The sequence below is a fragment of the Sphingomonas sp. GW822-FHT03G08 genome (genome assembly GCF_058801135.1).
Map to the genome: position 1 here is coordinate 98,809 of NZ_JBXAMZ010000002.1, position 19,046 is coordinate 117,854.

Genomic DNA, 19,046 nt, shown 5'->3' on the forward strand with positions numbered 1-19,046 from the left:
AATACTGCCGTTGGGTGGCCGGGGGGGTGAGCGGGCTGGCACCGCAATGCGCCGAGAGGCGCATTCTAATTCTAAAACGGGGTCCGGGCGCGCTTTGGCCACGCTTGGACGCCGGGCTCTTGCTGCAACGCAGCGTAATGGCCCAGCATCATGAAGTCAGGCGAGGTGATCGAGTTCGCAGATCCAACTGGCGTGTTGAGTATCTGCGAGGTCGTCTCGCCCTGATGGTTGATGCTGGTCTTTCCGGGGGGACCCAGCAACCATGAAAGGGTGGAAGATGCGAAGAGTACGCAAAGCAGTTTTCCCGATTGGTGGCCTCGGAACCCGGTTCCTGCCCGCCACCAAGTCGATGCCCAAGGAAATGCTCCCGGTCGTTGACCGGCCGCTGATCCAATATGCCGTCGATGAGGCGCGCGAGGCAGGAATTGAGCAGTTCATTTTCGTGACGAGTCGCGGGAAGAGCCTGATCGACGACCATTTCGATCATGCGTTCGAACTCGAAGAGACGATGACGCGGCGTGGCAAGTCGCTCGATATTCTTGATGGCACCCGGACTTCGCCGGGCGACATCACCATCGTGCGCCAGCAGGAGCCGCTTGGTCTTGGCCATGCGGTGTGGTGCGCGCGGCGGATCGTCGGCGACGAGCCCTTCGCGGTATTGTTGCCCGACGACCTGATGATGGGCGAGCCGGGCTGCCTGAAGCAGATGATCGACGCCTATGCCGAGCTTGGCGGCAACCTGATCTGCACCGAGGAAGTCGCGGCCGAGGACACCCGGAAATACGGGATCGTCACGCCGGGCGCGCGGTCCGGCGCGATCACCGAAGTGAAGGGGCTGGTCGAGAAGCCGGCGCCCGAAGTCGCACCCTCCACGCTGGCGGTGATCGGCCGCTACATCCTGCAGCCCGAGGTCATGGACCTGCTGGCCAGCCAGGAAGAAGGCGCGGGCGGCGAAATCCAGCTTACCGATGCGCTGGCGCGGATGATCGGCCAGCAGCCGTTCCATGGCGTGACCTTCCAGGGCAAGCGCTATGATTGCGGCGACAAGAGCGGTTTCGTGACCGCGACGCTGGCAATGGCGCTCTCCCGGCCGGACCTTGCTCCGGCGGTCCGCGCCTTCATGGCCACGGCGTGACATGGACGCGATCACGAGGCGCCTGCCGCCGCCGCGCCCTGATGCCGATCCGCAGGTCGATCGCGGCGCACTGATCGACCTGCGGCATGTCGGCGCCGTCCTGCGGCGGCGCTGGCTGGTGCTGTGCACTGCGATGCTCACTGCGCTCGTGGTGGCTGCCGCGGCCTATCTGGTCGCGGAGCCGCGTTATCAGGCGACCGCACAGGTTGCGCTGGAGCGCACTGCCGAGCGCGTGATCAACGTCGATTCGGTGGTGCCCACCACCGATCCCGATTCGGCGGCGGTCGATACCGAGGTGCAGGCGCTGCGCTCGCCCGAACTGCTCGGGCGAGTGGTTGATCGTCTGCATCTCGATCGCGATCCAGCGTTCAACAAGGCCGTAGAGGCCGGCCAGCCGGCGCCGGCCCAGCCCGACCTGATCGGGCGGCAGCGCGCGATCGGCACGCTGCTCGGCGGGCTGACGGTGAAGCGGGATGGCCTGTCCTATGCGATCAGCGTGACCTTCGAGGGCAGCACACCGGTGCAGGCGGCGCAGATCGCCAATGCGGTGGTCGACGACTATATTTCGGGCCAGACCGGCTCCAAGGCCGATGCGACGCAGCGCGCGCGCAAGTTCCTTGAGCAGCGGATGCAGCAGCTCCGCGTGCAGGTGCAGAATGCCGAGCGCGCAGTGGCCGATTATCGTGCGGCGCACGCGCTGTTCGCGGTCTCCAATTCCTCGACGGTGACGCAGCAGGAGCTTTCCGGCCTGTCGACCCAGCTGGCCCAGGCCAAGGCGGAGAATGCCGCGGCCCAGGCCCGGCTCTCGGCGGCGAAGTCGCAGCTGCAGCGCGGGCGGAGTGGCGAGGAGTTGGGCGATTCGCTCGATTCGCCGGTGGTGAGCCAGCTGCGCTCGCAGCGCGCCGAGGTAGCGCGCGAAGTGGCGGCGCTGGAGAAACGCTACGGACCGCGTCATCCCGAGCTGGTCCGTGCGCAGAGCCAGCTTCGCGTCGCCGACCAGGCGATCGCGGCCGAGGTGCAGCGCATCGTCGCCAATGTCTCGATCCAGGCGAATATCGCTAACCAGCGTGCGGCATCGCTCGCGGGTTCGGTGGCGCAGTCGCAGGGCAAGCTGGCGAGCGACAATGAAGCCTCGGTCCGGCTCAACGAGCTGGAGCGCAACGCCGAATCCGCGCGGACGCTCTACCAGGCGTTCCTCGACCGCTATCGCCAGACGGTGGCGCAATCGGGCCTGGAGCGCAGCGATTCCTATATCGTCAGCCGTGCCCGGGTGCCGGGTGCGCCGAGCTCGCCCAACAAGCTGATCTATGCGGCGATGGCCGTGGTTGGCGGACTGGGCGTGGGCGTGCTGCTCGTCGTGCTGCTCCAGCTGCTGGAGCGTGGCATGGAAAGCGGCGACGCGATCGAGAAGATGCTCGCCTTGCCGACGCTGGCGAGCATCCCGGATGCGAACACGCTGCCGGGCTATCGCAAGACCGGGCCGCCCGCGCCGCCGGCGGAGCTGCTGCTCAAGCGACCGCAATCGACCTTTGCCGAGGCGTTCCGGACGTTGCGCACCTCGATCCAGTTCGCCGAGGCAACCAAGCCGATCCGGGTGGTCGCGATCACTTCCTCGGTGCCGGGAGAGGGCAAGACGACCACCGCGATGGGCCTGGCCCGGGCGGTGGCGGCGGCGGGCGGCAAGGTGCTGCTGATCGATGCCGATGCACGGCGCCGTGCCTCCAGCCGGCAATTCACCGACAATGTGAAGCTGGGCCTGGACGAAGTGCTGGCCGGGCAGGCGACGCTGGAGCAGGCGATCGTCAAGGACAGCCTGTCCAATGCCTGCCTGTTGCCGCAGCGGCTCGATTCGAAGGGCATCAGCCTGGCCGAGAGCCCGCGGCTGGCCGAGCTGCTCGAGCAGGTACGCGAGCGCTACGACCTGGTGATCCTCGACACGCCGCCGGTGCTGCCGGTCGACGAGGCGCGGGTGATCGCCAGCATGGCGGACGGCGTCGTGTTCCTGGTGCGTTGGCGCAGGACGCCGTCCAAGGCGGCGTCGGTGGCGCTGCGCCGGCTCTACGACGTCCATGCCGAGATGCTGGGCGCGGTGCTGACCCTGGTCGATGTACGCGAGCAGGAGCGGGCCGGGTACGAGGATGGCGGCACCTTCCTGAAGACCTACCGCCACTATTACGCGGATTGATCGCCCGGCCCCGTGAACACCGAATCCCTCCCCTACGGCCCTGCCTTCGGGCTCGGTATCCTGTTGCCGGTCACGGCGCTGCTGCTGGTGCCCCTGGTCATCGGCGCGCGGCGGGCCGGCAGCATGGCCGGCGCGTTCGTCGTGGTGGCGCTATGGCTGCGCTACATCGCCGGTGCCTATCACCTCTACATGTTCAAGCCGCTGGCGGCGGGGCTTTCGGGCAATGCGCTGCTCTCGATCGGGGTGACCGCGTTCGGGCTGCTGTTCGTGGTGCGGCCGGCCAATCTCGCGCTCAAATGGCTGCTGCCGGTCTATCTGCTGGTGGTGCTGGCCCTGCTGAGCGCCGTGCTGAACGGCGATCCGGCGGGCGGGATCAATGCCGGTGTCAAATATGCCTATCTGATCGTGATCGCGATCGCGGTGTTCCAGGCGTTGCGCATCGATCCCGAGGCGCGGTTCCTGAGCTGGGCGATGATATCCTTCCTGCCGCTGCTCGTATTCCAGGCGCTGTCGGTGGTGCTGCATCTGCCCAAGGGGTCCGAGGATGGCGATGGGCTGGTCTGGATCGGCGGCTACAATCATGAGGCCGCCTTCTCGGTCGCGCTGATGACCGGTTTCCTGGTCGGCGCCTTCGCCAAATCGGCGCCCAGGGCGGTGCGATTCGGCTTCCTGCTGGCTATCCTGATCGGCATCGTGCTCGCGGGCTACCGCACCACGATCCTTGCGCTGGCCCCGCTTGCGCTGGCGACCTTCCTGAGCGGGCTGACGCTGAGCGTGCGCCGCGACCAGCGCGCGCCGATGGCGGTGACCGCGGCGGTGGCGGGCTTCCTGCTCGTGTCGGTGGCGGTGCTGCTCTACAGCGCCAAGTTCGCTGATCTGGGGGCGTTCCTTTCGGACCCCACCGCCCTCATCAAGCCGCCGCGCGACTTCGACTATCTCGAGCGCCAGGTGATGTCGGCCCGCCCGCTGATCTGGAGCAGCTATATCTATGCCTGGGCGGACGGCACGCCGCTCCAGCATCTGATCGGCTTCGGGCCGGAAAGCTGGGTGGGGCTGTTCAAGGTCTATCCGCACAACACGCTGGTCGGCACGCTCTACGACCTGGGCTGGTTCGGCGTGGCGGCAATGCTCGGGCTATGGGTGACGATGTTCGCGGCGGCAATCTCGGCGCGCGGCGAGCGCTTCAAGCTGATCGCGGCGCATTTCGCCTTCTTCCTGCTCAACATGGCGACGATGCCGTTCTGGCAGGTGGAGGGTTTGGCGCTGTACGGGGTGCTGTGCGGCTACACGATCTACGCGGCGCGGACGGCGGCGATGCCGCGGCCGGCGCCGCTGCGCCTAGCCTGGCCCTGAGGGCGTATCCGGCGATTTTGTTGTAATGGTCGGGGCGACAGGATTCGAACCTGCGACCCCCACACCCCCAGTGTGATGCGCTACCAGGCTGCGCTACGCCCCGACCGAGGTTGGGGCCTCTAGGCCGGTCCGGCGCGGGATGCAAGCCATTGGCGACAATAGTTGCGCCGACCTGTGCCGCATGTTAGCGCGCCGCGCTTGAACGGAGGCGGATTCCACCGCCCACGATAGCTATAATCAGGATCCCATGCTCATCACGCCAGCACATGCACAGGCCGCAGGCGCGGCAGGACAAGCCAACCCGATGGGCGGAATCCTCGGACTCGCGCCGCTCGTCCTCATCTTCGTCGCCTTTTACTTCCTGATGATTCGCCCGCAGCAGAAGCGGATGAAGGATCTTCAGAACGCCGTGAACGCCGTGAAGAAGGGCGACCAGGTCGTCACCGGTGGCGGTCTTGTCGGCAAGGTCACTAAGGTCGACGAGACCGAGGTCGAGATCGAACTCGCCCCGAACGTGAAGGTCCGCGCGATCAAGGCCACGCTCACCAGCGTGATGCCCGCCGGTGGCGCCAAGCCCGCGAACGACTGATGCTCGACTTTCCCCGCTGGAAGATCATCACGATCCTCACCGGCATCGCGATCATGATCGCGCTGTCGGTGCCGAGCTTCTTCCCGAAGAGCGCGCGCGACCATTGGCCGAGCTGGGTGCCCAAGCCCGCGATCAACCTCGGCCTCGACCTGGCCGGCGGCAGCTTCCTGCTGTTTGAGGCGAACACCGATGACGTGCGCCAGGCCAAGCTGACGCAGATGCAGGATCAGGTCCGTGCCGAAATGCGCAAGGACCCCAAGGTCGACATCGGCGACATCTCGGTCCAGGGCGGCAAGGTCAGCTTTATGGTGCGCGACCCGTCCAAGGTGGACGCGGCACGCGAGAAGCTGCTCGCGATCACCGGCACCGGCGTCGGCACCACCGGCCAGCGCCAGTGGGACGTCGCTGTGGTCAACTCGTCGCAGTTCGTGCTGACGCCGACCGACGCGGGGATCAAGGAAGCGATCGACACCGCGATGGGCGATGCCCGCGAAGTGATCGAGAACCGCATCAACGCGCTGGGCACGGTCGAGCCGACCGTGGTGCGCGAAGGCAGCAACCGTATCGTCGTGCAGGTCCCCGGCCTGCAGGACCCGACCGCGCTCAAGGCGCTGATCGGCCAGACCGCGGTGCTCGAGTTCCGCCTGGTCGACGTCAACGCCGACCAGAACGCCGTGCAGCGCGGCGAAGCACCCGCCGGCGACGTGATCCTGCCCTATCAGAACGGCGCCAAGGTCGCCGTGCAGCGGCAGGTGATGATCAGCGGCGACATGCTCGTCGATGCCAAGCAGACCTATGACCAGCAGACCGGCGCCCCGGGCGTCACGCTGCAGCTCAACGGCGCAGGCTCGAAGCGCTTCGCCAAGGTGACGCAGGAGAATAGCGGCAAGCCGTTCGCGATCATCATCGACGGCGTCGTGATCTCGGCTCCGAACATCAACGAGCCGATCCTCGGCGGCAGCGCCGTCATCAACGGCGGCTTCACCGTGGAGAGCGCCAACCAGCTCGCGATCGCGCTGCGTTCGGGCAAGCTGCCGGTGAAGCTCAAGGTCGTGCAGGAATCGACAGTGAGCCCCGAGCTCGGTGCCGACTCCATCCGTGCCGGCATCACCGCCTCGATCATCGCGGTCATCGCCGTGATCGCCTTCATGATCCTCACTTATGGCCGCTTCGGCATCTATGCGACGCTGGCGGTGGTCATCAACGTGCTGGTCATCCTGGCCGTGATGGGCCTGCTCAACGCCACGCTGACGCTGCCCGGCATCGCCGGCTTCGTGCTGACGATCGGCACGGCGGTGGACGCCAACGTGCTAATCAACGAACGTATCCGCGAAGAGCGCCGGCGCGGGCGGACGGTGACCCAGTCGATCGAACTGGGCTACAAGGAAGCCAGCCGCACGATCTTCGAAGCCAACGTGACGCACGCCATCGCCGGTGTCATCATGATGATCCTGGGCTCCGGCCCGGTGCGTGGCTTCGCGGTCGTGCTGCTGATCGGCATTGCGACTTCGGTGTTCACCGCCGTCGTGTTCACTCGCATGCTCGTCACGATCTGGTTGCGCCGTAATCGGCCGACCGAAATCAACATTTAAGGAAGCGACGCGCCATGCGGCTCCTCAAGATCATCCCGGACAACACGAACATCGGGTTCGTTCGCGTCCGCCACATCGCCTTTGCGATCACCGCGTTCCTGACGGTCGCGGCGGTTGCGCTGGTTGGGATCCACGGCCTCAACATGGGTGTCGACTTTGTCGGCGGCGTGTCGATCGAGGAGAAGTTCCCCAGCGAGCCGCACCTCGATCAGGTGCGCTCGACGGTGAACCATCTCGGCTTCGGTGAGGCCGCGCTCCAGCAGCTGGGCGACAAGACCACGGTGACCGTGCGCCTGCCGGTACCGGAATCGAGCGATCCGGCGGCGACCAACACCATGGTGGAAGCGGTGAAGGCTGCGCTGAAGAGCAAGTTCGGCGCCGAGTTCACCAACTATTCCACCGTGTCGGGCAAGGTGTCGGGCGAGCTGGTGCAGAACGGTATCCTGGCCGTGCTGCTGGCGATCATCGGCATCGCGATCTTCTCGTGGTTCCGATACGAGTGGCAGTTCGGTATCTCGACCGCGGTGGCGATCATCCACGACGTGCTGATGACGCTGGGCTTCTTCGCGCTGACCCAGCTGGTGTTCGACCTGAACATCGTCGCGGCGGTGCTGACCATCATCGGCTACTCGATCAACGACAAGATGGTGATCGACGACCGTATCCGCGAGAACATGCGCAAGTACCGCAAGATGGGGATGAGCGAGCTCATCGACCTTTCGGTGAACGAGACGCTGCCGCGTACCGTGATGACCTCGTTGACGATCATGCTTGCGCTCGCGTCGCTGCTGATCTTCGGCGGTGAGGTGCTGCGCGGCTTCACCGCGGCGATGATGCTGGGCATCGTCGTCGGCACCTATTCGTCGATCTATGTTTCCTCGTCGCTGCTGATCACGCTGGGCCTCAAGCCCGGGCCGCGCGAGGAGAAGCCGAACGCCGCGAGCGGCGCAGAGCGCGTCGGCTAAGCGGATGGAAGTGAAGCGCGCCAGCGCGGAGGGGCCGGTCATCTCCGGCTTCTCCGGGCGCGGGTTCCGCGTCGATGAAGGCGTGTACGAGGGGCTGCTGATTACCCCCGAGCGCGCCGATGGCTGGACGCCGCCGCCGATCGCCGAGCTTACCGAGGCCGATCTGGCACCGGTGCTCGGGCTGGACCCCAAGCCGGAATTCCTGGTGCTGGGCACGGGCAAGTCGCTGGTTCGCGCGCCACGTGCGCTGACCGAGGCGCTGGCGGCCAAGGGCATCGGCGTGGAAGCAATGGACAGCCGCGCCGCCGCCCGCGCCTGGGGCGTTCTGCGCGCCGAACTGCGCTGGATCGCCGGGGCGCTCTACCCGCTGGATTGAGCCCATTCCCCTGCGGGGGAATGCACGGCTATGCTCCTTCCAAACAGGGGAGGGATGCACGCATGATTCTCGCGCTTGCGCTGGCGATGGCTGCCGGGACGGATACGCCCGACTATCGCAACGAGGCCAACTGGCTCTGCCGCCCCGGGCGCCAGGATGCGTGCACCGCCGATCTCTCCACCACCGTAGTCGCGGCCGACGGCAAGCGCACGCTCGAGCCTTTCAAGGCGGCAAAGGCCCCGAAGTTCGACTGTTTCTACGTCTACCCGACCATCTCGGTGGATGCGACGCCGAACAGCGACCTGATGCCGGGGCCCGAGGAGAAGCGGGTCGCGCAGTTCCAGGCGGCCCGGTTCGGCGCCAATTGCCGGGTGTTCGCCCCGGTCTATCGCCAGGTGACGCTCACGGCGCTGCGCAACCTGATCGGCGGCGGGCAGCCCGCCATCGACCGGGAGCTCGCGTTCAACGACGTGAAAGCGGCCTGGGACGATTATATGGCCCATGACAACAAGGGCCGCGGCGTCGTGTTGATCGGACATAGCCAGGGCTCGCTGATCCTCACCCGGCTGGTTGCCACCGCGATCGATGGCAAGCCGGCGCAGAAGCAGCTGGTCTCGGCGATGCTGATCGGCAGCTCGGTACCGGTGCCGATTGGCAAGGCGGTCGGCGGCGTATTCCCGACCGTCCCGCTGTGCCGCAGCGCGGACCAGGCGAGCTGCGTGGTCACCTATGCCAGCTTCCGCGCTGATTCACCGCCGCCACCCAATACGCGCTTCGGCAAGGGCGACCGTCCGGGCGTCGAGGCGGGCTGCACTAACCCGGCAGCGCTCGGCGGGGGCAAGGCGATGGCGCATGCCTATCTCAATGCCGGCGGCAACATGATGGTGCAGGGCCCGGCCGAGGCGTGGAGCAAAGACGGCGCGCCGGTGACGACGCCGTTCGTCAGCGTACCCGGCCTGCTATCCGTCGAATGCGTCAGCAGGGACGGGTTCAACTATCTGGCGGTGACGGTGAATGCCGATCCCAATGATCCACGCACCGATACGATCCAGGGTGACGTGAAGCTGGGCACCACCATCCTCAAGGACTGGGGCCTGCATCTGATCGACATGAACCTGATGCAGGGCGATCTGGTCGATCTCAGCGCCCGGCAATATCGCGCCTGGGCGAAGCAGCGCTGAACTTCAGCGTGCCAGCGCTAGCCGGGTGATCAGCAGCCGCCAGAGCGGGATGGTGATCAGCGCGACCTGGCCGAGCGGCGGCACGAACAGGCTGGTGACGAAGGCGGTCAGCGAGCCGAGCAGCGCGGCGAGCCCGCGCTGGCGGATCATCCGTGACTGCTCGGCTGGCAGCTGCTCGTCGAGTACCGGCGGGGCGGTGAGGATGCGCTGGACCAGGATGTTGAAGATCGAGATCACCACCATCCAGCCGCAATAAAAGGCGGCCGGCACCCGGTGGCCATAATATTCCGAGGAGAAGGCGGTGAAGAAGGGCATTGCCGCGATCGAGCAGAGCAGCAACAGGTTGGGCAGGAACAGTTTCGGCGTCCAGTGACGGGCGCAGGCAAAGGCGCGGTGATGCCCGATCCAGAACAGGCCGATCGCGAAGAAGGAGATGAAGAAGCCGAGGAAGTTTGCCCGTACCTCGCCAAGCGCATGCAGGAACGCAGCATCGGTATAGGGTGCCTCGACATGCGGCACATGGATCTCGATCACCAGCAGCGTGATCGCGATCGCGAACACGGCGTCTGAAAAGAACGCCATGCGCTCCAGCCCGTGCGCCGGCCCCGCGGCGTGCGGCTTGTCTTCCATCATTACCCCCTGTTTGATTCGGCGCGTGCCCTAGCAGCCGATCAGCGCGTCGTCTTGGGCGATGTCGACTTGGTGCGGCGCGTCGTGGCGCGCGGGGTGGCGGCCGGTGCCTTGGCGGCGGCGGGCTTGCGCGGCTTGGGCGCGGGCTTCTCCGCTTCCGCGGTCGCAGCGGGTGCGGGGGCCGGCTTGGCGGCCGCCGTCCTGGGCTTGGCCGCAGTCTTGGTCGCCGTCGGCTTCGCTTCGGGCTTGGCAGCGGGTGCCTTGGCCGTCGCAGCCTTGGCTGCGGGCTTGGGCGTTGCGGACTTGGCCGGGGCCTTCGCCGCTGCCGGCTTGGCGGTGGCCGGCTTTGCCGGGGCCTTGGCGGGTGCCTTTTCGGCAGGCTTGGCCTCGGTCTTCGCGGGAGCCTTGGCAGCGGGCTTCGCGGCGGTGCCCGCCGGCTTGCGCACCCGTTTCGCCACTGGCTTGGCAGCAGTTGCTGCCGGTGCGGGCGCTGCGACCGGTTCAGGCGCGGGCGCCGGGGCGGCTTCCGCTGCCGGCTCCGCCTTCTCGCTCGGCTTGAGCTTGGCGGCGAGCGCCACGAGGCCCGCGGCGAGCAGGTCGTTCACCACAGGGTGCTTCGCGAGCGCATCGAGCTGCTTGCGCAGCTCCTTGGGCAATTTCATCCCGGCGATGCTCTTGGGGAGAAAGCCCTTCTTCTCCGGCTTGGTCTCGCCGGCCTTCTTGTCCTTCTTGCCCGCCATCACTCGGTCTCCGCCGCTGGTAACTTGACTGTCATGAATGTCAGGGAGCGGCGCGGGCTAGTCAACGCGGAAATGGCTCATTCGTCATCGGCGTCCGAATCGGCTTCGAACTCGAATTCGATCTCCAGGTCGCCGGGGCCGATCGGGGCCTCGGCATCCTGCTCGGGCGGCAGGATATAATAGACGAGCGGCGGCGCATCGGCGGCAGGCTCGGGCAGGGTACGAAAGGGGTTCATCGTCTTTCTCTCTCCGTCATGCCCCGGGCACGAACGGTGGGCACGGCAAGGCGGTTCCCTCGCTAGGCGACGCGCTGGTCTGCGAGGCGACGGAGAAAGGCGTGGAGGCGGGCGCTGTTAGCGGCCCAGGTGAAGGGCGCAGCGATGGCGCGGGTGTCCGCGGCATGCGGCGGGGCGGCGATCAACGCGCCAAGCGCGCTGGCGAAGGCGGCGGGGGTGCGTGCGACGATCCGGCCGGCGACCGGGCTGGTCACGACCTGGCGGGCGCCCCCCACATCGGGGATGACGACGGGCGTGCCGCTCGCCAGCGCCTCGAGCCAGGCATTGGCCAGGCCCTCGCGCTCCGAGGCAAGGGCCATCGCGTCGGCGGCGGCGAGCGCGGCGGCGACGCGGTCCGGCGGGACGGAGCCGAGCAGCTTCACCCGGTCGCCCAGACCCAGCCGGTCGACGTGCGCCTCCAGCCGCTTGCGGTCGCCGCCTTCGCCGGCGATCCACAGGGTGACGCCGGGCAGGGTGGCGATGGCGTCGATGACGATGTCATGCCCCTTGATCGGGATCAGCGCGCCGACCGAGAGGACGAGGGGACCGGAGACGCCCAGTGCCGCCTTGGCTTCGGTGCGGTCGCGAGGGGTGAAGCGGGTCAGGTCCACGCCGGTGGTGATCGTCTCGATCTTCTCTCCCGGCACCCCCATGGCGATCATGTCGTCGCGCATCGCTTCGCTGACCGCGAGCACGCCGTCCGCTGCCTGGCCGGCGGCGATGACCTGCTTGCCGATGCCGGGGCGTCGGCCCCAGTCATGCATGTCCGATCCGCGCGCCTTGATCGACACGGGCACATGGAAGCGGCGGCCGAGCAGGATGGCCGCAGGGCCGTCGGGGAAGAAGAATTCGGCCGAGATCACGTCGAAGGGGAAGTCCTTGCGAATCTCCCGCAACAGCGGCGTCAGCGCGGCTGCCATGGCACGGGCGTGGAAGCGGCCGCCGGTGCCGGGCAGGTTTAGAAAGCGGGGACGGTCGACCGTCAGCCCCTTCCACTGCTCCCGGGCCGGCTGGGCAGCGAGGCGGGAATAGCGGCCGAGCCAGGCCAGCGGGCCGGGCGGCAGGCCCCGCGGCGCGACGACGCGGACTTCGACATCGCTCCGCTCGGCCAGCGACAGCGTCTGCCGCTCGACGAAAATGCCGAAATTGGGACGCGACGCATCGGGGAAGAGCGTGGAGAGGACAAGTACGCGGAGCATGGCCCCCGCTCTAGCAGACAGGGGTTAACAGGCCGGTCCCCATCGAAAACGACCCGCCCGGCGCGTTCGCCAGGCGGGTCGTTCCGCATTCCTAGACGGTGCTTAGCGGCACTTGCGATCGCCGCTCCGCTCGATCTCGCGGCCAGCCACTGCGCCGGCAGCGGCGCCGAGCAGCGTGCCGACGGTGCGGTCACCGCGGGTGTCGATGGTGCGGCCGACCAGCGCGCCCGCCACGCCGCCGACCACCAGGCCGGTGGTGCCATTGGGCTTGCGGCAATAGCGGCGGCCGTCACGGCCTTGCCACTCGCGATAGGCGTAGCGCTTGCGGTAGCGCTGCTGCGGGGCGAAGTCGCTGCCGATGCCGGCCTTGGCGGCCGGTGCGGCATTGGCCGCGATGGGAAGGACACTGGCCGTGGGCACCGCCACGGCAAGGGCGCCGAGCGCCAGAATCAGTTTACGCATGTCTCACTCCTGCTGCACTTATGGATAAACCGGCAACGTAACGTTCCTGATCCAGATCAGGTTTCATGAACGCAAAACTACGTGCCGTTCATCGGAAAGGAAGGCAATGGATCCCGCCAAGGCGATCATCGAAAAGCTCGGTTTGATGCCGCATCCCGAGGGTGGCTGGTACCGCGAGACCTGGCGGGCCGCGCCCGGGAGCAATGGGCGGTCCAAGGGAACCTCCATCCATTTCCTGCTCGAGCAGGGGCAGCGCTCGCACTGGCACCGGGTCGATGCCGAGGAATGGTGGCTGTGGCACGCCGGCAGCCCGCTCGATCTCCACATCGCGGACGCCGCCGATGAGAATCCGGTGACGACCCGGCTTGGCGGCGACCCCACCCAAGGCTATGCGCCCCAGTGCTTGGTCCCGGCGAGTCGTTGGCAGGCGACCGAAGCGCCACATGGATGGGCGCTGGTGAGCTGCATCGTCGTGCCAGGCTTCGATTTCGCCGGGTTCGAATTGGCGCCTCCCAACTGGTCTCCGTGTAATAATATTACCTAGTTGTCCACGTTATCCACAGTTTGCACAAGTCTGCAGGCCTGTTTTCCACTTTGCGCGACTCGGGTTCGATGACACCATCATAACTGTAAGCGGAACAGTCCGGCGGCGGGAAACCAAAGCAAGATCAGAAGCTTACACGGGCCGGAAACGGTGCAGGTGCCTTCGGGAAACCGCATTCGGGAACGGCTCGGGGATGCGAAGCCCCGGAATGTCGCAGGATCGAAGTGCCGCCCAGGCGCTGCCAAGATCTTGAGGGACGCCGGAGCCCGGATCGACCGGGAAGCGACCTATCCTGCGCAAGCAGGGTGCGTCGTGGAAGCCGAGAGCGGCACGCAAGTGTGGCTGGAGGCGAGCACGGAAAGCGGCACGCAAGTGCTGGTGGAAGTGCGAGTGACGGGTCCATGCAAATGGGCTCCGGAGCGGAAGCGGAAGGCGATGCGCAAGCATGGCCCGATGCGGACGGACGATACGGAAAGGGTGCGGAACCCTGGTTCGCTGGGATGGGCGCGCAAGCGGCCGGATCCGGGAACGAAGGAACGGACCGCCGGGAGATTTGGCCAGCCGGAAGTCCTGCGCAAGCAGGGTGGAAGGACGGAGCGGATCGAGCGGAGCAACAGCATCCGAACATTGCTTCCGATTTCCGGTCCCGGCCGGAGAGACGAAGCGGGCCGCCGAGGCTGGTAACCGCAGCGCTTCCCTCGGGACGCGTGGAGAACGGCCAGCCTCGACGACCGGACCGAAGCTCGCTTGCCCTTGCCGGCGCGGGCCGAGGAGCCGCCGAAACCATGCCGAAGATCCGTCCGGGTCCACGGCAGCAGTCCGGCGACACGGGGCCTGGCAGCAATGCCGGGCCCCTTTTGCGTTTGGGGTCGGTGGTTTCCGAATGAGGAGAGAGGCGTTTGGGCAGATGGAGACCGACCTAGTCCAATTGCATCCTTGTTCCCCGGCGAAGGCCGGGGCCCAGTTGCCATGTCGCCGGATAGGTTTGACCGCCCCAACCAGCTGCGCTGAAACTGGGCCCCGGCCTTCGCCGGGGAACAAGTAAAAGCGCCGGGGCACGGATAGATCGCGGACAGGTATTGCGCACGGACCTTCCGTCCGCGTCGCGCAAAAGATCAGGGAATGAGATCGGACCGACTGCTCCACCGCCATGGTGGAGCAGCCGAAATCCTACATTGCAAGGGGCTCGATCAGACCAGGGTAGCGTCGAGCTTGCTCTCGGCCTTGAGCAGCTTGGAGACCGGGCAATTGGCATGGGCGCCGGCGGCCAGGGCCTCGAACTGTTCCTGGGCCAAGCCCGGGACGCTGGCCTTGAGCGTCAGGTCCGAGCGGGTGATGGTGAAGCCGTCGCCATCCTGCTCGAGCTTCACGGCGGCGCTGGTCTCCAGCGAGCCTTCGCTGAACCCGGCCCGGGCCAAAGCGAAGCTGAGCGCCATGGTGAAGCAGCCGGCATGGGCAGCGGCGACGAGTTCTTCCGGATTGGTGCCGGGTTCATCGCCGAAACGCGTGTTGAAGCCGTAGAACTGGTCGGTCAGCACCCCGGACTGGGTGGTGATGTGGCCCTTGCCCTCCTTGCCGAAGCCTTCGTAGCGGGCAGTCGCGGTACGGGTCGTCATCTTCTCGGTCTCCCTCTTGGCCGGACCCCCAATCTAGGGCGTCGGGGGCCCGGCTTGAAGGCTACCCTTTTGAGTAATCAGCGGCAGCGGACCTCGCCCTTGTCGACCGAGGTGCCGACCGCGCCGCCGGCCGCCGCGCCGATCAGTGCGCCGAGCACTTCCGAGCCACCGGGGGCAATGATCGCGCCGAGCACGCCGCCGGCCGCCGCGCCGACCACCAGGCCGGTGGTGCCGTCCGAGCGGCGGCAATAATAGCGGCCGTCCTGGCCCCGATAGACCCGGTCATTCCGGCTCAGTCGCTGCTCGCGATAGTTGCGGCCCTCGCGGTAATAGCGGTCGGCATAATAGCCGTTATAGGCGGGGTCCGGGCGGTTATAGTCATAGTCCCGATAGCCAGAATAACCGCTGCCGGGGCCGGCGCCATATTCGGTGCAGCCGGCCAGCGCCGTCGCCGCGGCGAGGCCGAGGATCAGGGTGCGCATCTTGTCTCTCCTCCATGAACCCGCTCGCTTGCGGAATGCATGGGAAGGCAGAAAAGTTTCGCCTGCATCATGAGTTTACGTCCATCCCGGCGGTAGCCAGGGCAGGGCGGAACTGCTCGCGCTCCGAGGCCGGCACCGGGGCGGTGGGATCGGGGCGGAAGGCGTCGATGGCCCGCTCCGACCCGTCGGAATGCGTGTCGCCGAGCAGGTCCGTCGGAACGATGCCCTCGCTTGGACGGCGGAAGATGCGCCATGCCCCGAAGGCGGCTGCTCCCAGCACCGTGACGGCGAGCGCGCCGATGGCGGCGATGCCGGCGGTGTGGGCCGAGCGGGGCGCCGGTGCCGGCGCCTTCGCCGCCGGGGCCTTGGCCTTGCGGGCCGCGGGCTTCTTGGCGGCGGCGGTGGTGCCGCGCTTCGCCGGGGTGCGCTTGGCTGGCGTCGGATTGCTGCTCGGCTTGCGGGTGGTGGCCATTGAAATTCCTCGTTACCTCAGAGTGTTTCGGCCAGAACGGGCGGGCGGGGCGACTGTTCCGAGGCCCCGCCGACCCAAACCAAGATCTCCGCTCAGCTCTTCTCCTTGCCCGTGCACTCGCCGGTGCGCTTGGCGTCGATGGTCGACGACATCTTGCCCATCGGGCCGGCCTCCGCCGTGGATTCGATGTGGTAGCTGTCGGCCGAATAGGTGCCCTTGACCGTCATCACCCGCTTCTGGCCCTGCGCCTCGCAGGTCAGCTTGGCGTCGATGGTGCCGCCGGCCATGGTGTAGTGGTCATAGCGGCAGCTCTGGTCGCCGCCGAACATCGCCGCCTTGGGAGATTTCACATCGGCTTCGGTGACGCAGGTGGTCGCCTCGACCCCCTTGCTCGCCGCTTCCTTCATCTTCTGCACGGTCTCGGGCGGCATCTTGTCCATGCCCGGCATCTCGAGATTGACCTTGGCCGTGCTGGTCCACTGGCCCGGCGAAATGAAATTGCCGGACCCTTGCGCCGCCGCCACCTTGTTCGAGACTTCCTCGACCGAGGCATTGGTTGCGGTGACGCTGGGACCGGAATTGCAGGCTGCCAGGATCACCGGCAGCAGAACAGCGATACGCTTCATGGACATCCCCTTGTTGCTTAGGATTTGCCCCGCCCCGGGCCGGAACATAGGCGCCATGGGGACGGGAGCGAACCACCGCTGCGCTCGGCTGGTCGCGGTCTGAGACCGGACGGGCGGATGCGCCGGGGACGAAGCGAATGCTGGGCGGGGCCGGTCGAAGGCCCCGGAAAATGCCGGCCTGGTTAGCCGAGCACCTCGAGCACAGCGGCGCGGGCAATGGCGCGCTGACGCCTGGCATCGAGGGGGAAGAGACGGCGGTGGAGCGGGACAAAGGCCTCGAAAGGCTTGCTCGCACCGCGGGTAATCTGAGTTTCGTGTACGCGATTGAAAAAGTTCATGTAGTTTCCTGTGTTATTGTCTGGACGGCCGGACTTGCCGCCTCTCGTGCAATGCGCGAGCGGGCGACCTGTTCCTGGCGGAGCGCCATATCGAGCCAGGCCGCCTCTGCCCGCAGCCGCTGTTCGCGGACATTGTCGAGCGCCGCTGCCTCGGCCTCGGCACGGCATTTCGCCGCCTGAGCCCGGTAATCGGGTTGGTTTGCCACTTGTGCGTTCTCCAAGAGAGGACGTGGGGTGGCGGCGCCCCCTAAAGGGGGACTTTGGGGACGCCGCCGGACGGCCGAGGCCGCCTGTTCGGTGTCCGTTATTCAGCCGGCGACAGGTTCGCTGCCGATGCCCGGCCGCGCTTGTCGTTCTCCAGCTCATAGTTCACGCGCTGGTTCTGGCTGAGCGTGCCCAGCCCCGAACGCTCGACGGCGGAGATATGGACGAAATGGTCCTGGTTCCCGCCGTCCGGCGTAATGAAGCCGAAGCCCTTGACTGCGTCGAAGAACTTGACGGTTCCGGTGTGGCTCATGCGATTCTTCCTTGTGTTATCGGCCGCGCCCAGTGCGAGCGGACCTCGCGCTGCAAGGGGCAGAAGGAAGGAAGAGGGGCCGCAAAGCGCCGAAAACCGTCGATGTGCGACTGTAGCAGATGTTAGATGGGGTGCCGGCGCCGCAATACAAGGGGTGGCTTTTTCTTCCCCGTGCCATGCTCAATAGCCGTCGAGCATTTCCGCGAGGAAGGGATTGGACTGTACCAGCGCCCAGAACGGCCCCTTGAGCAGCGCCCAGGCGAGGCTGAGCACCAAGGGCGCCAGCACCGCCGCCACCAGCAGGATACGCAGCCGTCGTCCCTCGAACTCCCAGCCATTGGGCAGCTTGAGCCGGCCGCGCAGCCAGATGCCCGCGGCCAGGACGAGCGCCACCATCACGAACGGCATCGCCGGCCAGATCCAGGCGGTGAAGCGTGCCGGAAGATGGCCGAGCCAGATCGCCAGCAGCGGATAGATCAGGAAGGGGAAGCAGAAGACGAAGCAGATCACCGCGTACATGACCTTTGCGCCGGCGATCCCCTCATTCTCGCGCGCCGCCCGCGCCGCGGTCTCTGCCTCGATCCGCGCGATGCGCTCGAGATCCTCCGGTGTCAGCTGCTCGGGCATGCGCCTGTCCCCTCTTCCCCGGGGCCAGTGTAGCCGGTGACGGCGGCGGCGCCAGAGGCATGCACATGCGGCGTGGCGAGCACGGCGAACCAGCGATCGCGGGCTGCGCCTTCGGCCACGCGCTGCGCCGCGATCTCGGCCAGGCGCGGTGCCTCGACCAGTTCCTCTTCCTCGACGGTCAGCTCGCGCGAATAATCCTCCTCGCCATAGTCGCCGTCCTCCTCGCCGTGGAAATCCGCGGGCGGCGGGAAATCGGTGCGCCACTTCTCGTCGTGATTGTCCCACCAGACGCGGGGGTCGTCCTCGGGCGTGTCGGGGGCCTCGGGGAAATCTTGAATCGCTTGAGTCTCCATGCGTGCGGGCGCGGGGGCGATCTCGACCAGCCCGGCGGCTTCGGCGCGGGCCCAGTCGGCGGCGGACCATTGGTCGCGGGCGGCGGGATCGAGATCGGCCAGCGGCTCGGCAAGGTCGGTGTGGGTGCGCAGCCAGCGATCGGCGCGGGCGAGGGTGCGGATCGGCGCAAGGTCGTCCTCGCCGGCCGGCTCGATCCGCCGCGCGAGGAACAGGCCGGCGCGCGCCGGGCCGGCATCCTGGCCAAGCAGCTCGAGATAGGCATCGAGCTCCTGCGCGACGAGGCGAGCGGCGGCATGGGTGGTTTCCCGCGCCGCCTTGTCGGCCAGGCGATCGAGCCGGTTGAGCATCGCCATGCCGAGCCGGTTGTCGAAGCGGTGGCGCTCGACCTCGCTGCCGTCGGGGCGGGTGATCGTCTCGATATTGCCGTGGAGCGCGCGCTCCATCAGCGCATCGGCCAGCACGTTGCGGGCATGGAGCGCGGCGGCTTCCCAGCCGAGCTTGAACTGCGCGCCGCGCGTGGAGAGGCGGAAGGCATAGGCCGATTGCTGGCTGAGCCCGACCAGCCGGCACGCCTGGCCGACCGTGGCCCCCTCGGCGATCGCGCGCAGGAACTTCGCCTGGCTGGCGCCGGACCAGCCGGCGATCCGCTGCGAGGGGGATTTGGTGTACTCGTCGACGGGCAGGGCGATCACGTCCGGGTCGCCATAGGGCGGCAGGAATTCCTGATGCTTGGTCATGGTGGCGGTCCTCTCGGTTTGGTTGAGGACCGGTCAGATATGCTGGAAGGG

23 protein-coding genes and 1 tRNA gene are annotated in these 19,046 nt (G+C 67.1%); 9 read left to right on the top strand and 15 right to left on the bottom strand.

Annotated elements, in window-relative coordinates; genetic code table 11:
- The first annotated feature begins 277 nt into the window (after positions 1-277).
- Genes galU through AC1RJ5_RS17880 form a run of 3 tightly spaced genes read left to right on the top strand, consistent with a single transcriptional unit; the run spans position 278 to position 4,673 of the window.
- Positions 278-1,135, top strand: a complete 858-nt coding sequence (gene galU / locus AC1RJ5_RS17870) for a UTP--glucose-1-phosphate uridylyltransferase GalU (RefSeq protein WP_269572784.1) — start codon at positions 278-280, stop codon at positions 1,133-1,135.
- Between the two features lies 1 nt (position 1,136).
- Positions 1,137-3,320, top strand: coding sequence for a polysaccharide biosynthesis tyrosine autokinase (locus tag AC1RJ5_RS17875; RefSeq protein ID WP_269572783.1), 2,184 nt, complete (start codon positions 1,137-1,139; stop codon positions 3,318-3,320).
- A 12-nt stretch (positions 3,321-3,332) separates the two neighbouring features.
- Positions 3,333-4,673 carry a hypothetical protein gene (locus AC1RJ5_RS17880; RefSeq protein ID WP_269572782.1) on the top strand — a complete coding sequence of 447 codons (1,341 nt, stop codon included), beginning with the start codon at positions 3,333-3,335 and terminating at the stop codon, positions 4,671-4,673.
- 26 nt (positions 4,674-4,699) lie between these two features.
- On the opposite strand, the gene AC1RJ5_RS17885 is transcribed toward AC1RJ5_RS17880, so the two are convergent.
- Positions 4,700-4,776 (bottom strand) — tRNA-Pro (locus tag AC1RJ5_RS17885).
- A gap of 144 nt (positions 4,777-4,920) precedes the next feature.
- Here AC1RJ5_RS17885 and yajC point away from each other — a divergent pair.
- The 5 genes from yajC to AC1RJ5_RS17910 all read left to right on the top strand — a co-directional run bounded on the left by yajC (position 4,921) and on the right by AC1RJ5_RS17910 (position 9,376).
- Positions 4,921-5,262: a preprotein translocase subunit YajC gene (yajC, locus tag AC1RJ5_RS17890; RefSeq protein WP_184169087.1), complete on the top strand. Its 342-nt coding sequence runs from the start codon at positions 4,921-4,923 to the stop codon at positions 5,260-5,262.
- A complete protein-coding gene (gene secD / locus AC1RJ5_RS17895; protein ID WP_184169086.1) occupies positions 5,262-6,854 on the top strand; it encodes a protein translocase subunit SecD in 1,593 nt (530 codons plus the stop codon). Before yajC ends, secD begins: the two co-directional genes overlap by 1 nt.
- Positions 6,855-6,868: 14 nt before the next feature.
- The gene (gene secF / locus AC1RJ5_RS17900; protein WP_269572781.1) at positions 6,869-7,819 is read left to right on the top strand and encodes a protein translocase subunit SecF; all 951 of its coding nucleotides are present in this window, start codon (positions 6,869-6,871) and stop codon (positions 7,817-7,819) included.
- A 4-nt stretch (positions 7,820-7,823) separates the two neighbouring features.
- Entirely contained in the window at positions 7,824-8,195 is a 372-nt protein-coding gene (locus tag AC1RJ5_RS17905) for an Mth938-like domain-containing protein (RefSeq protein ID WP_342249576.1), read from the top strand.
- Positions 8,196-8,257: 62 nt separating this feature from the next.
- Complete coding sequence (locus tag AC1RJ5_RS17910) at positions 8,258-9,376, top strand: DUF3089 domain-containing protein (protein WP_493114845.1); 1,119 nt, start codon at positions 8,258-8,260, stop codon at positions 9,374-9,376.
- 3 nt (positions 9,377-9,379) lie between these two features.
- Here AC1RJ5_RS17910 and AC1RJ5_RS17915 read toward each other — a convergent pair whose 3' ends face one another.
- The 5 genes from AC1RJ5_RS17915 to AC1RJ5_RS17935 all read right to left on the bottom strand — a co-directional run bounded on the left by AC1RJ5_RS17915 (position 9,380) and on the right by AC1RJ5_RS17935 (position 12,682).
- Positions 9,380-10,006, bottom strand: a complete 627-nt coding sequence (locus AC1RJ5_RS17915) for a TMEM175 family protein (RefSeq protein WP_493114847.1) — start codon at positions 10,004-10,006, stop codon at positions 9,380-9,382.
- Between the two features lie 41 nt (positions 10,007-10,047).
- Complete coding sequence (locus AC1RJ5_RS17920) at positions 10,048-10,746, bottom strand: hypothetical protein (RefSeq protein ID WP_342249573.1); 699 nt, start codon at positions 10,744-10,746, stop codon at positions 10,048-10,050.
- A 77-nt stretch (positions 10,747-10,823) separates the two neighbouring features.
- Positions 10,824-10,982: a hypothetical protein gene (locus AC1RJ5_RS17925; RefSeq protein ID WP_184169081.1), complete on the bottom strand. Its 159-nt coding sequence runs from the start codon at positions 10,980-10,982 to the stop codon at positions 10,824-10,826.
- A 62-nt stretch (positions 10,983-11,044) separates the two neighbouring features.
- On the bottom strand, positions 11,045-12,220 hold the full coding sequence (locus AC1RJ5_RS17930) for a glycosyltransferase (RefSeq protein WP_269572776.1): 1,176 nt from the start codon (positions 12,218-12,220) through the stop codon (positions 11,045-11,047).
- A gap of 102 nt (positions 12,221-12,322) precedes the next feature.
- Positions 12,323-12,682 carry a glycine zipper 2TM domain-containing protein gene (locus AC1RJ5_RS17935; protein WP_269572775.1) on the bottom strand — a complete coding sequence of 120 codons (360 nt, stop codon included), beginning with the start codon at positions 12,680-12,682 and terminating at the stop codon, positions 12,323-12,325.
- 106 nt (positions 12,683-12,788) lie between these two features.
- Between AC1RJ5_RS17935 and AC1RJ5_RS17940 the strand changes: the two genes are divergently transcribed.
- Positions 12,789-13,226: a cupin domain-containing protein gene (locus AC1RJ5_RS17940; protein ID WP_493114851.1), complete on the top strand. Its 438-nt coding sequence runs from the start codon at positions 12,789-12,791 to the stop codon at positions 13,224-13,226.
- A 1,190-nt stretch (positions 13,227-14,416) separates the two neighbouring features.
- On the opposite strand, the gene AC1RJ5_RS17945 is transcribed toward AC1RJ5_RS17940, so the two are convergent.
- From AC1RJ5_RS17945 to AC1RJ5_RS17985, 9 genes are all read right to left on the bottom strand, one after another.
- The gene (locus AC1RJ5_RS17945) at positions 14,417-14,842 is read right to left on the bottom strand and encodes an OsmC family protein (RefSeq protein WP_184169077.1); all 426 of its coding nucleotides are present in this window, start codon (positions 14,840-14,842) and stop codon (positions 14,417-14,419) included.
- 77 nt (positions 14,843-14,919) lie between these two features.
- Entirely contained in the window at positions 14,920-15,324 is a 405-nt protein-coding gene (locus AC1RJ5_RS17950) for a glycine zipper 2TM domain-containing protein (RefSeq protein ID WP_184169076.1), read from the bottom strand.
- A 67-nt stretch (positions 15,325-15,391) separates the two neighbouring features.
- A complete protein-coding gene (locus AC1RJ5_RS17955; protein ID WP_493114854.1) occupies positions 15,392-15,796 on the bottom strand; it encodes a hypothetical protein in 405 nt (134 codons plus the stop codon).
- Positions 15,797-15,888: 92 nt separating this feature from the next.
- On the bottom strand, positions 15,889-16,422 hold the full coding sequence (locus tag AC1RJ5_RS17960) for a DUF3617 domain-containing protein (protein ID WP_493114856.1): 534 nt from the start codon (positions 16,420-16,422) through the stop codon (positions 15,889-15,891).
- Between the two features lie 182 nt (positions 16,423-16,604).
- Positions 16,605-16,760, bottom strand: a complete 156-nt coding sequence (locus tag AC1RJ5_RS17965; RefSeq protein WP_269572771.1) for a hypothetical protein — start codon at positions 16,758-16,760, stop codon at positions 16,605-16,607.
- Complete coding sequence (locus AC1RJ5_RS17970) at positions 16,757-16,966, bottom strand: hypothetical protein (protein ID WP_493114858.1); 210 nt, start codon at positions 16,964-16,966, stop codon at positions 16,757-16,759. Before AC1RJ5_RS17970 ends, AC1RJ5_RS17965 begins: the two co-directional genes overlap by 4 nt.
- 98 nt (positions 16,967-17,064) lie before the next feature.
- Positions 17,065-17,277: a cold-shock protein gene (locus AC1RJ5_RS17975; RefSeq protein ID WP_184169071.1), complete on the bottom strand. Its 213-nt coding sequence runs from the start codon at positions 17,275-17,277 to the stop codon at positions 17,065-17,067.
- Positions 17,278-17,457: 180 nt separating this feature from the next.
- Positions 17,458-17,904 carry a hypothetical protein gene (locus AC1RJ5_RS17980; protein WP_493114861.1) on the bottom strand — a complete coding sequence of 149 codons (447 nt, stop codon included), beginning with the start codon at positions 17,902-17,904 and terminating at the stop codon, positions 17,458-17,460.
- Positions 17,889-18,995 (bottom strand): hypothetical protein, encoded by a 1,107-nt coding sequence (locus tag AC1RJ5_RS17985; RefSeq protein WP_493114863.1) that lies wholly within the window; start codon positions 18,993-18,995, stop codon positions 17,889-17,891. Before AC1RJ5_RS17985 ends, AC1RJ5_RS17980 begins: the two co-directional genes overlap by 16 nt.
- Positions 18,996-19,046: the final 51 nt, after the last annotated feature.